Origin of the sequence: Brevibacterium yomogidense (assembly GCF_900163715.1) — a bacterium.
In the GTDB taxonomy this organism is placed as follows: Bacteria; Actinomycetota; Actinomycetes; order Actinomycetales; family Brevibacteriaceae; genus Brevibacterium; species Brevibacterium yomogidense_A.
On sequence record NZ_FWFF01000008.1, the window covers coordinates 18,405 to 29,941 of the forward strand.

Consider the following 11,537-nt stretch of genomic DNA (forward strand, 5'->3'; position numbering starts at 1 on the left):
TGGTGCCGCATATGCCCACTCGATCCCTTGGGAGGGGACTTTGGCTGCTTCGACTCTGGATCTCTGGTTCGACCCGATCTGCCCCTGGGCGTGGATGACGTCCCGCTGGGCACTCGAGGTGGAGAAGGTGCGAGACGTGGACGTCGTCTTCCACCAGATGAGCCTCTCCGTCCTCAATGAGGGCCGCGAACTCCCGGATGAATACCGGGAGTCGATGGACCGGGCGATCGAGCCCGCACGCGTCGTCACAGCCGCCCGCGTCGAGCACGGCGAAGGCGTGATCCGCGACCTCTACACCGCGATCGGCACGCGGATCCACCCCGGTGAGGAGAAGGACTGGATGAAGGCGTGCGCCGAGGCGCTCGACGAGGTCGGCCTTCCCGCCTCGCTGCTCGACGCCGCAGGATCGGACGCGTACGACGAGCAGCTGCGCGCCTCGCACCAGGAGGGCATCTCCAAGGTAGGTGAGGACGTCGGCACTCCCGTCGTCGCGGTCGGTGACGTGGCCTTCTTCGGTCCGGTCGTCTCGCCCGCGCCGAAGGGCGAGGACGCCGGAAAGCTCTTCGACGGTGTGTTCGCCGCTGCGAGCATCCCCGGCTTCTACGAGCTCAAGCGCACCCGGACCACCGGACCCATCTTCGACTGAGCGGCGGACTCCGCCTGTACTGACCGCCGTATCCCAGCGGACCGACCCGTCCGCTGCCCACTTCTCCGTCTCAGACTGAAAGGCTCACCATGCAGATCCACCTGGGCACCGACCACGCAGGCTTCGAATTCAAGGAGACTCTGAAGGCGCACCTCACCGATTCCGGGCACGAGGTCATCGACCACGGCGCGCTCGAGTTCGACGCCCTGGACGACTACCCGTCGTTCTGCATCGCCGCCGCCGAGGCCGTGGTCGCCGCTCGTGCTGACGGCACCGACGCGCTGGGCGTCGTCATCGGCGGATCCGGGAACGGCGAGCAGATGGCTGCGAACAAGGTCGCCGGCGCCCGCTGTGCGCTCGCCTGGAACACGGAGATCGCGCAGCTGGCCCGTGAGCACAACGACGCGTGGCTCGTGTCCGTCGGTGCGCGTCAGCATGAGGAGGCCGATTCGATCGCGATCGTCGATGCGTTCATCGCGACTCCGTACAGCGACGATGAGCGTCACAATCGTCGGATCGGGCAGATCGCCGCGTACGAGTCGCGCTGAGTGCGTGACTGATCGCCTCGAGCGGCCCGCGGCGCATGACGCCGCGGGCCGCTGTCGTCTGCCAGGCGAGCGCGAAGGCGATCATGGCGGTGACGACCACCACGACGGCGATGAGGGTCATCGCGATCCGGTGATCGGGGAAGCGGCCCGCGAGTCCCAGGCCCCACCCGTAGAAGAGCGCACCGGCGAGAAGATTCTGCGCCACGTAGACGCTCAGGGACATGCGACCCACTGCGGCGGCCCACCGTCCCGCGAGGGTGTGCGCGGCACGGGTGCGGGCGATGTGCGCGATGAGGCCGAGCAGCCCCAGGGCGACGAATGGTGCAGTGAGATAGCGCTGCAGGAGGATCCCGGACGCGAACCCGGTGAAGCCCAGGACGATATCGATCGGAAGAGCGCACGCACCGATGATCATGAGGCGCCTGCGCAGCGGACCGCCGTGCGAGGTGAAGACTCCCCGGTCATAGAGGCGAGCACCGACGAGGAAGAGGCAGACTCCCATCGCCAGAGTGAGGACCGGCTCCGCGCGGAAGATGAGTGAGTGATCGAGGCGGAAGAGCGCGAGGTCGAGGAATGATCCGTCCTGGTGCACCGCTGCTGCCTCTCCGGTGGGGTCTGTGGCGGCAGTCGGAGGGGCGACCGGTGTGAGGACCAGTGCGGCCAGGAGCAGCAGCCCACCCGCATGGATGAGGCCCGCGCACCACGTCCAGACGCGTGCGGTGCGAGGTGAGCCCGCGATCAGCGCCGCGACGATGAAGCCGGTGAAGGCATAGCCCATGAGGATGTCGAATTCCGCGACGAGGACGAAGTTCACCGCGCCGTCCAGCAGCAGAATGAGTGCGCGCGGAGCGTAGGAGCGCAACCAGTCTCTGCGGCGCTCGCCGGATGCCTGTCTGTCGCCGCCCGCCTGTCTGCGATTCCACGCGGCGTGCTGGATGGTCAGTCCCATGCCGAACACCATCATGAGCAGGGCGAGGAACTTCCCATTGGGGAGTCCCGCCGCGAGTCCGTAGAGGAAGAGCTCGGCGTCAGTGTCGATCCCTGCGAGCGGGTCGACGAGTGAGCCGAACATCCCGGCCGGATGCGTGAAGAGCCAGACGTTCGTGCCGAAGGTTCCCAGCACTGCGAGGCCTCGAACGATGTCGAGGCCTGCTTCTCGACGAGGTCCGGTGGGAGGAGACGCGTTCAGCGGACCACTGTCGGTGGCGGTTGTCGCGTCTGCCGGAACTATTGGGGTTGTCGCGTCTGCTGGTGTGCTCGCCAGGCGACGGGAGGAACTCATGACTCAGACAATACGGACGTATTGCCTGCAGTGCAATACGCCCGTATTGGTTGTATTGCGGGCCGCACGGCCCGCTGCTCGAGGACGCTATCGTGAGGGCCATGACGGACGACGGCTCAGGCATCACAGGCGGACGCTCCCGGATCCTCGAGGCTGTGGTCGACGTCATAGCGGATGAGGGGATCGACAGGGCGAGTGTTCGGGCGGTCGCACAGCGTGCCGGCGTGTCGATCGGTGCGGTCCAGCATCACTTCAGGACGAAGGCTCAGATGCTCGAGGGCGCCATGGCTCAGCTCACGGCGCTGTTCGAGGCTCAGGCTCGTGACGATGCCGCCGCTGGTGCGGAAGCTCCTGACAGCCCCGGCGGCTCTGCGCGACAGGACAGTCCCGGCGACCCTCTCCTGGTGCTGCGCACGATGTGCATCGGCTTGGCGCTCGTCGATGAGGAGTCCCGCCGGCTGGGTGGGGTGTGGCTGGACTTCGTGGCGACGTCACGTGTGAACGAGGGGCTCGCTGGGATCCACCGGAGTGCATGGGCACGGCTGCGAGGTCTCTTCGCGTACCTCATCTCGGAGATCGAACCGGGACACACGGGCCCGGAATCTGCAGCGGATCTCCTCCTCGCCTCGCTCGACGGGATCGCGGTCTCACGGATGACGGAGCCGCAGTACATGACAGCGGAACGGGCCCAGCGCCTCGTCGAGGCGGCGCTGGTCGCAGTCCGTGCGGTGGAGGGCCGCCGCTCGAGCGGTGCGCAGTCGTGAGGGCTGCGGCCCACCTCACGTGTGAGAAGCTGCGTCCTTCTCCCGCTCCAGCAGACTGCGCTTGATCGTGAGGCCGTAGCGGAATCCTCCGAGCGATCCGTCCGTGCGCACGACGCGGTGGCACGGTACGAAGAGCGCGGCGGCGTTGAGCGCGCACGCTCCGGCGACTGCACGCACTGCAGCCGGCCGTCCGGCGGCCTCCGCGTACTCGGTGTACGTGACGGGAGCACCTGCGGGGACCTCGCGGAGGACCTCCCACGCATGCGTGCGGAACTCGCCCGACTGTTGGACCACAGGGACGTGGGCAGGCGCAGTGAAGTCGCCCGCGTAGTAGGCGCGGACGGCCTCGGCGGCGGTGTTGGCGAGATCCCGGACGGCGGCGCCGGTCGCGGTGGGATCGGTGGCGACGGAGTCGGGACGCAGTGCGGGGTGGATGAGGGCGACGAGTGCGTCCGGGTCAGTCGTCCAGCCGGACGCGAGGACGGCGTGCGCATCGACGATGGCGGTGAAGGGACCGTCGGGGGTGTCGAGTGTCGTGGCGAGAGCGGGGAGCTGGGTCATGGAACGTCCTTGCGGGTCTGAGACTGAGGGGGCCGGTGCTGTGGGGGCTGGAGCTGAGGGGATTGGAGCTGAGGGGACTTTCGGGTGTCACGTGGACTTCGCCGGAGGCCCGTCTGCGTTCGCGCGCCAGAGCCGGATGACGGCGTAGGAGCGCCATGGCGCCCACGCCGCTGAACGCGTGTCGAGGTCGTCGTCGCACCCCAGTGCGCGGGCGGCGGTGAGCAGGGCGGCATCTCCCGGCAGCCAGACGTCGGGATCGCCCAGCACACGCATGGTGATGTAGGCAGCCGTCCACGGGCCGATGCCCCGTCTGCGCAGGAGCGCGGCTCGCATGTCCGAGGGGTCCATGCCGAGGTGGAGGTCGAGGCTCCCGTCCGCGCGGTCCGCGGCGAGATCATGGATCGCTGCGAGCGAGCGACGGGGGAGACGCAACGGTCTGCCCGGGTCCAGAGGCGTCCCCGCGGGGACGGGTACGACCGCTGCTGCGATGCGCTCGGCAGTGGGGAAGAGGGCGGTGAGGCCGGGGACATGGGTCGACAGGGGCGTGCCGGCATGAGAGACGAGCCGTCCCAGGTGGGTACCGGCGGCGGCGACGGAGATCTGCTGGCCGATGACCGCCCGCACCGCGAGTTCGTGGGCGTCGACGGCGCCGGGAAGTCGAGCGCCGGGTGCGGCGGCGACGAGCGGTGCGAGGAGCGGGTCGCTGGACAGCACCGCGTCTGCTGCATGGGGGTCCGCATCCAGGTCGAGCATGCGCCGCAGCCGGGCGATGGCGGTGGGCGCGTCCGCGAGCGAGGTGAGCGTGAGGTGCGCGCGGATCGACCAGTCGACGCACGGGCGGCGTGCGGTTCCGGACTGGGCTTCGTGAGCGTGTGCAGATGCGGGCCCGGGTGAAGGCGCGGGTTCGGGTGCAGGTGCCGGGGGCTGGGCGGTGGCGACGACCTCGGCGACGGCGGGTCCGTGGGGCAGTGCCAGGGTGCGGGCATAGCGCAGGCGAGCAGGGTCGGTGAGGTCGGCGGTCTCGACGCCGGTGATCGCGCGGGCGGAGAGGAACGCGAACATCCCTGTGGCGTCGAAGGGGGAGCGCACGGGGAGGTCGACCGCGAGGCGGATGTCCGACGCGGGTGCTGCTGGGGACTCGGCGTGTGAGTCCGAGAGGTTTGACACCGTGGCGTTTGAGTCCGAGGAGGCTGTGGCTGGGCAGGAGCGTGTGGTGGGTGTGCCGCGCGTGGGTGGTGTTCGGGGGCGACGGCGAGCTCGCAGTTCACTCGGTGTGGCTGCGAAGACATCGCGGACGGTCTCGTTGAACTGGCGGACGGAGCTGAAGCCGGCGGCGAAGGCGACGTCTGCGAAGGAGAGGTCCGTCTCCGTCGCCAGAGTGCGGGCGGTCTGCGCGCGGTGGGCGCGGGCGAGCGACAGGGGACCGGCACCCAGCTCGGCGCTGAGCAGGCGTGTGAGGTGGCGCGGGGTGAAGCCCAGCGTCCTCGCGAGGCCCGTGACGCCGGAGCGGTCGACGGCGCCGTCCTCGATGAGCCGCATCGCACGGGCTGCGACGTCCCTGCGGAGGTTCCAGGCCGGGGTGCCGGGGACCGCGTCGGGCAGACAGCGACGGCATGCCCGGAACCCCGCCTCGTGCGCGGCAGCTGCGGTCACGAGGAAGACGACGTTCTGCGGCTTGGGCGTGAGCGCGGGGCACGAGGGGCGGCAGTAGATGCCGGTGGTCTTCACCCCGGTGAGGAACTGGCCGTCGAAGCGGGCATCGCGCGCACTGATCGCGCGGTAGTGCTCCGGGAAGCCCGGGTCCCCTTCTGCGCACACCGCGGTGTGCGTCCTCAGCGTCTGCATGCCTCCAGTCAACCAGGTTCGCAGGAGCGCCGCTGGCGGTTTTCGGACATGGGCGTCGGGAGCGCGGGGGTGGGAGCGCGGGGATGGGAGTGAGAAGGTCGGAGCGCGGGGCGGGGCTCAGTACCAGAAGATGGGAAGCCACTCGGGGTGATGCGCATGGACGATCGAGCAGAAGACGATGAAGTCGAAGAGCAGGTGGACCGTGATCGTGTACGGCAGAGAGCGCGACTTCGTGAAGATGACTGCCTGGACGAGGGCAAACGGGATCGTGAGCAGGGGGCCCCAGGAGCGGTATCCCAGCTCCCACAGGAAGCTCACGAAGATGATCGAGGTGAGGACGTTCGCCGTCCAGAACGGGAAGTGTCGGGCCAACAGGGTGAAGATCATGCAGATGAAGAAGAGCTCGTCCCAGATGCCCACGGCGTTGACACCGACGAAGAGGCGGCCGATCTCGCTCGGGGACTCCACTGCGGGCCAATTCTGGTACGTGCCGGAATGGATGAAGTAGCGCGGCAGGATGAACCAGCCGGCAAGCAGGACGAAGGCGAGCCAGCCCCACTCGAGCTTCGACCACGGCTCGCCGCGGCGGCGCGGGTAGCGGATCGCGTCGTCGCGCAGCAGTCTGCGGTGGACGATGTAGGGGACGACGACGGCGGCGGTGAGGACCGCGCCCATGAGGAAGAAGTTCGGCCACTCGATATCGGCTTCGACGGAGATCGTGCTGACGATGCCCAGGCCCAGCGCGATGAGGCCGAGGTCCCGTCCCAGCGGGCGCGACGCTGCGAAGCCCACCGCGACGCCTGCGACGAGCGGCAGGTAGCCCCACGGCGTGAGGAAGCCGAAGATCAGCACTGCCGCGATCGCGATGAGCGCTGCGCCGAGCCCTCCGAGGCTCAGGGTGGACAGGGGAGTGGCGTGACCGAGGCGGGGAGTGGACCTCGGCGGTTCGGCGGCGGGTCTGGGCGTCTTCGCGCTCGGGCCGTCGTCGTGCATGCACCCAGTCTACGAGGGGGTTGCCGGCGGGCGAGGGCGGTCCCGCGAGGAGGTGTCCGGACTCGGGGAGGCAACAGTGCGCGAGAGGCGTCAAGGCGCGAGAGGCGTCAAGGCGCGAGAGAAGGCAATGCACGGGAGGCGTCGGTGAATGACGAAAGCCGCTGTCACCAGCGGCTTTCGTATCGGAGGGGATGACGGGAATCGAACCCGCACCATCAGTTTGGAAGACTGAGGCTCTACCATTGAGCTACATCCCCGAACAACGTCTGACTCTAGAGCAATCGGGAGTGCTGCGCAAAATCGGGGGCGGGTCGTGCGACGGCTCAGGGCGTTTAGCAGGAGACTCCCCGGCTGGGCTAGTATGACGAGGTCGCGGGATGTGGCGCAGCTTGGTAGCGCATCTGCTTTGGGAGCAGAGGGTCGCAGGTTCAAATCCTGTCATCCCGACCGACGGAAGAGGTGGGAGATCGCTCAGGCGATGTCCCACCTCTTCTTCTGTTTCTCCTACGCGGACGGACGATTCGGCGGCCCCGTACCCCCGGATCTCAGAGCCCCCGGATCTCAGGCTGAACGGCCTCTAGCGCTCCTCGAGTGAGTGCTATGTGGTCCCGACCGGGCTGTTCGTGGACCGGTTTGCACTCACTCGGCGAAGTGGTGGCCCCGGCGAGGTGGTGGCCCCGGCGAGGTCGTGCCTCGGCGAAGTGGTGGCCCCGGCAAGGTGGTGCCTCGGCGAGATGGTGGCCCCGTCGGAGTGCTGGAGAGGCGAGCTCGCCGGTCGGCTCACATCGCTTCGAGGTGCTCGAGGATGAGTGTGAGGCCGATCGGGTTCTCGGGGTGCTCCTCGGCGAGCGTCCGGACCTCGCTCAGGTGCGCTGCGCGCTGTGTCGGGCTGCAGGCGAGGTAGGAGCTGAACGGGGTGGCGTCTGGCATCGTGTCCCTTTCGAGCTGTCATGTCCGCGTCAACCTCACGTCGTCGGCGCAGATCGTTCTCAGAACATGGAAACGCGATACACAGCCGCAGTTCAAATCACCGTCCCGATGCTGGGACGGGCCACGGGTGCAGAGGCTCGTAGAATTACGTGCATGGGACTGTCTTCAGGGCCGGGGCCAGCGCCGGGGTCAGGGCCGAGGCCGAGGCCGGAGTCAGCGCCAGGGTCGGGGCGCCGGCCGCAGGTGGGACGCCCCCGCCGCGGTGGTGTCTCGCCGCTGCGCGACCTCCCGGTCGTCCTCTGGCTGCTCCTCGCCGCGGTCGCCGCCGTCATCCAGCCGTATCTGCGGGAAGCCGTGTGGGTGATGGTCCACCTGGCCCTGCTCGGTGCGATGACCCATGCGGTCCTCGTCTGGAGCACCTTCTTCGCCCAGGCCCTGCTCAAGACCCCGGAGTCCGTCGACCCCGCCGCGCATCAGTCGCTCCGCCAAGCGGGCATGGTCGTCGGGGTCCTCTGCGTGATCACCGGCGTGCCCATATCGCTGTGGCCGCTCGTGGTCGTCGGTGCATCCGTGGTCGCCGCCGTGGTCGTCTGGCACGGGATCGCCATGGCCCGGAGACTGCGCGCTGCATTGCCGAGCCGATTCGGCGTCACCGTCCGGTACTACCTCGCCGCGTCCGTGTGCCTGCCGGTGGGAGCGGTGTTCGGAGTGCTGCTGGCGCGCTGGCCCGCGAGCGAGCTCTTCGGCAGACTCCTCACCGCGCACACGCTGACGATGCTGCTCGGCTGGCTGGGGCTCACGATCATTGGCACGCTCGTGACGTTCTGGCCCACGATGCTCAGGACGCGCGTCGACCCGCGGGCCGCGGTGCTCGCGCAGCAGGCGCTCCCGATCGTGCTCGCGGGCATCGTTCTCATCGACATCGGTGCGCTCGCGGCCCTGCAAGGGCTCGTCGTGGCAGGTCTGCTCGTTCACCTGTTGGGCGTGATCTGGTGGGGACGGGCGCTGGTGGGTCCCGTCCGGACGGCGCCACCGCGCCGTGCGCCGGGGGTGTTCGCGGCCGCGGCCCTCGTCTGGGGCCTCGTCCTGCTCGTGTCCCTCATCGTGCACGTCGCGACGGCCGGCTCGTGGGGCGCGATCGCCGGCGGCTACCTGCCGATCACACTGATCGCGGTGCTGGGCTTCACCCTGCAGCTCCTCACCGGCGCCCTGTCGCAGCTCATCCCGACCGTCCTGGGCGGCGGGCCGCGTGTCCGCGCTGCCGTGGACGCGGAGTTCGGACGGCTGCTGTGGTTCCGATTGGCCGTGCTCAACTCGGGCCTCATCGTCGCGCTCAGCCCGGTCCCCGTCGAGGCGCAGCGCGTGGCGCTCGCCGCCGTGATGCTCGCGGTCGGCCTCCTCGTGCCACTCCTCCTGCGCGGGATCATCGTCGGTGTCCGCGGGCGGCGGGCCGGGCCGCAGAACTTTATCGCAGAAGCGCGATAAAGGGCGCTTCGTCAGCTAGTATCGAGCCCGAACCGCACGTCCGCGGCGCGTCAGGCACTGCCCGACCAGCGGACCGCATCCGCGGAACGACGACGATCCGGACCCTCGGCGCGACGAAGCGTTCCACCCGACCGAGAGGAGACGCCCGTGCCTGATCCAGTCTCGTCCCCACACCCAGCCCCACACCCACACGCGACACCTCCACCCCCACACGCGACACCCGCACCCACCGCCGCCACCGCCGTTCGCGCATCACCGGCAGCCGCCGCACCGGCACTCATCGAGCGCGCGGGGATCGAGGTCATCGCGGAGTCCGAGCGCACCGCGAAGCCCCACCACCTGTTCTGGCCGTGGTTCGCCGCGAACGTGTCCGTCTTCGGCATGAGCTACGGCTCCTGGATCCTGGACTTCGGCATCTCGTTCGTCCAGGCCACGGTCGTCGCGCTCATCGGCATTGTCGTGTCCTTCGGGCTCTGCGGCCTTATCGCGATCGCGGGGAAGCGGGGCAGCGCACCGACGATGGTGCTCTCACGTGCGGCGTTCGGCGTCCACGGACAGAAGCTGCCCGGCATCGCCTCGTGGCTCACCTCCATCGGGTGGGAGACGATGCTCGCGATCTCCGCCGTGCTCGCCACGGCCACCGTCTTCTCCGCCCTGGGCCTCCCGTCGGGGACCGGCGTCCTCATCGCCGCCACGCTCGTCATCGCAGCACTCATCGTGCTGGCGTCCGTCCTGGGCTATCACACGATCATCCGGCTGCAGTCGGTGCTCACGTGGCTCACCGGCGCGATGACGATCGGCTTCATGACCCTCACGGTCCCTCACATCGACCTGGGCGCCGTGCTCGCGCACCCGTCCGGTTCCACCCAGCAGGTGATCGGCGCGCTGGTCATGGTGATGACCGGGTTCGGGCTGGGCTGGATCAACATCGCCGCGGACTGGTCGCGCTACCAGCGTCGGGACACCTCGGACGGGAAGATCGTCGTGTGGAACACGATCGGCGGATCCGCGGCACCCGCGATCCTCGTCGTCTTCGGCCTCCTGCTCGCGGGCTCGGACGACGGCCTCCGCGCCGCAGTGGGGGACGACCCCGTCGGTGCGCTCGCCTCGATCCTCCCGCTGTGGGCGCTCGTGCCGTTCCTCCTCACCGCCGTCCTCTCGCTGGTGTCCGGCGCGGTGCTCGGCATCTACTCGTCCGGACTGACCCTGCTGAGCCTCGGGATCAACATCCCCCGTCCGCTCGCCGCCGCGATCGACGGAGTGATCCTCACCGTCGCCACGATCTGGGTCGTGTTCTTCGCACAGTCCTTCATCGGACCGTTCCAGTCGTTCCTCATCACGCTGGGCGTCCCGCTCGCGGCGTGGGCGGGCATCCTCATCGCCGATGTCCTCTCCCGTCGCCGCGAGTACGACGAGGCCGCGCTCTTCGACCCCGCCGGCCGCTACGGCTCCGTGGACTGGGTGTCCGTCACGACGATGGTCGCAGCCTCGCTCATCGGGTGGGGCCTGGTCGTCAACGGCTTCGCCGACGACGCCGCCTGGAACAACTGGCAGGGCTACCTGCTCGGACCCCTGGGCGGTCGTGACGGCGACTGGGCGTACGCGAACCTGGGCGTGCTCGTTGCGCTGGTCCTCGCCTTCGGCGTCACGTGGTTCGCCCGGAAGCGGACCATCCGTCGCCAGGAGGAGGTGGCCGTCCCGTGACGGACCCGCACTCCAGCACGGAGAACCCGGACCCCACCGCCGAGGCGCCGGTTCCGCTTGTGCCGACCACCGCCTCGGCGTCGGCCCACGGCACCACCGCGCCCGAGGCCCCCTGGCTGGTCGTGATCGACCCTCAGGTGATCTTCGCGGACCCGTCGTCGGACTGGGCGTCTGCGGAGTTCGAATCTGCCTGGTCGGTCATCGAGCGGATCGCTCCGCAGTTCGGCGACCGCGTCATCGTGACCCGGTGGCTGCCGACCGCCCCGCGGAGCACCGCCGCGGGACGGGCGACCTCGTGGGGACCCTACTTCGCGGCCTGGCCGTTCGCGGATCGGCCCGCCGATGATCGGATCTTTGACCTCGTGCAGAGTGCCGCCGGACTCAGCGGGCGTCCCACGGTCGACGAGCCGACGTTCGGGAAGTGGGGCGCGCAGCTCCGCGCTCTCACAGGCGATGCCCCGCACCTCGTCCTCGCCGGGGTCTCGACCGACTGCTGCGTGATCGCGACCGCGCTCGCCGCAGCGGACGCCGGCGCCCACGTGACGGTATTCTCCGACGCCTGCGCGGGATCGACACGCGCGGACGGAGCCGCCGCTCTGCGCGTCATGGATCTCTTCGACCCGCAGATCCGGGTCACGGCGTCCCCAGCCATCACGTGACTCGGTGGACTCACGTGCCCTGCGTCACTGCTGACGTCGTCCGTTGTACGCTCAGAGGGCAGGCCAGGACTGAGCGCCGACCAGGTCAGAGCACCGACCAGGACAGACGGCACTCACCAG

The 11,537-nt window shown here is 69.2% G+C and carries 11 protein-coding genes and 2 tRNA genes; 7 read left to right on the forward strand and 6 right to left on the reverse strand.

Annotation, left to right across the window (positions count from 1 at the left end; genetic code table 11):
• Nucleotides 1-40: 40 nt before the first annotated feature.
• Nucleotides 41-646, forward strand: a complete 606-nt coding sequence (locus FM105_RS05470) for a mycothiol-dependent nitroreductase Rv2466c family protein (protein ID WP_179207082.1) — start codon at nt 41-43, stop codon at nt 644-646.
• 89 nt (nt 647-735) lie between these two features.
• Nucleotides 736-1,194 (forward strand): ribose-5-phosphate isomerase, encoded by a 459-nt coding sequence (locus FM105_RS05475; RefSeq protein ID WP_087005993.1) that lies wholly within the window; start codon nt 736-738, stop codon nt 1,192-1,194.
• Here FM105_RS05475 and FM105_RS05480 read toward each other — a convergent pair.
• Nucleotides 1,118-2,317, reverse strand: a complete 1,200-nt coding sequence (locus tag FM105_RS05480; protein ID WP_179207083.1) for a DUF418 domain-containing protein — start codon at nt 2,315-2,317, stop codon at nt 1,118-1,120. The two genes, FM105_RS05475 and FM105_RS05480, sit on opposite strands and share 77 nt — an antisense overlap.
• Nucleotides 2,318-2,577: 260 nt before the next feature.
• On the opposite strand from FM105_RS05480, the gene FM105_RS05485 reads away from it, so the two are divergent.
• Nucleotides 2,578-3,240, forward strand: a complete 663-nt coding sequence (locus FM105_RS05485) for a TetR/AcrR family transcriptional regulator (protein WP_087005999.1) — start codon at nt 2,578-2,580, stop codon at nt 3,238-3,240.
• Nucleotides 3,241-3,255: 15 nt separating this feature from the next.
• Here FM105_RS05485 and FM105_RS05490 read toward each other — a convergent pair whose 3' ends face one another.
• The 4 genes from FM105_RS05490 to FM105_RS05505 all read right to left on the reverse strand — a co-directional run bounded on the left by FM105_RS05490 (nt 3,256) and on the right by FM105_RS05505 (nt 6,896).
• Nucleotides 3,256-3,801 carry a methylated-DNA--[protein]-cysteine S-methyltransferase gene (locus FM105_RS05490; RefSeq protein WP_087006002.1) on the reverse strand — a complete coding sequence of 182 codons (546 nt, stop codon included), beginning with the start codon at nt 3,799-3,801 and terminating at the stop codon, nt 3,256-3,258.
• Between the two features lie 87 nt (nt 3,802-3,888).
• Complete coding sequence (locus FM105_RS05495; RefSeq protein ID WP_087006005.1) at nt 3,889-5,646, reverse strand: DNA-3-methyladenine glycosylase 2 family protein; 1,758 nt, start codon at nt 5,644-5,646, stop codon at nt 3,889-3,891.
• Nucleotides 5,647-5,763: 117 nt separating this feature from the next.
• Entirely contained in the window at nt 5,764-6,639 is an 876-nt protein-coding gene (locus tag FM105_RS05500; protein ID WP_143275831.1) for a CPBP family intramembrane glutamic endopeptidase, read from the reverse strand.
• Between the two features lie 186 nt (nt 6,640-6,825).
• Nucleotides 6,826-6,896 (reverse strand) — tRNA-Gly (locus FM105_RS05505).
• 116 nt (nt 6,897-7,012) lie between these two features.
• On the opposite strand from FM105_RS05505, the gene FM105_RS05510 reads away from it, so the two are divergent.
• Nucleotides 7,013-7,086: transfer RNA gene (locus FM105_RS05510), tRNA-Pro, on the forward strand.
• A gap of 333 nt (nt 7,087-7,419) precedes the next feature.
• On the opposite strand, the gene FM105_RS14660 is transcribed toward FM105_RS05510, so the two are convergent.
• Nucleotides 7,420-7,569: a hypothetical protein gene (locus FM105_RS14660; protein WP_179207084.1), complete on the reverse strand. Its 150-nt coding sequence runs from the start codon at nt 7,567-7,569 to the stop codon at nt 7,420-7,422.
• 243 nt (nt 7,570-7,812) lie between these two features.
• Here FM105_RS14660 and FM105_RS05515 point away from each other — a divergent pair, with 243 nt between their 5' ends.
• From FM105_RS05515 to FM105_RS05525, 3 genes are all read left to right on the forward strand, one after another.
• The gene (locus FM105_RS05515; RefSeq protein ID WP_087006008.1) at nt 7,813-9,054 is read left to right on the forward strand and encodes a hypothetical protein; all 1,242 of its coding nucleotides are present in this window, start codon (nt 7,813-7,815) and stop codon (nt 9,052-9,054) included.
• A 279-nt stretch (nt 9,055-9,333) separates the two neighbouring features.
• The gene (locus FM105_RS05520) at nt 9,334-10,758 is read left to right on the forward strand and encodes a purine-cytosine permease family protein (protein WP_087006234.1); all 1,425 of its coding nucleotides are present in this window, start codon (nt 9,334-9,336) and stop codon (nt 10,756-10,758) included.
• 59 nt (nt 10,759-10,817) lie between these two features.
• Complete coding sequence (locus FM105_RS05525; protein WP_087006237.1) at nt 10,818-11,417, forward strand: cysteine hydrolase family protein; 600 nt, start codon at nt 10,818-10,820, stop codon at nt 11,415-11,417.
• Nucleotides 11,418-11,537 lie beyond the last annotated feature (120 nt).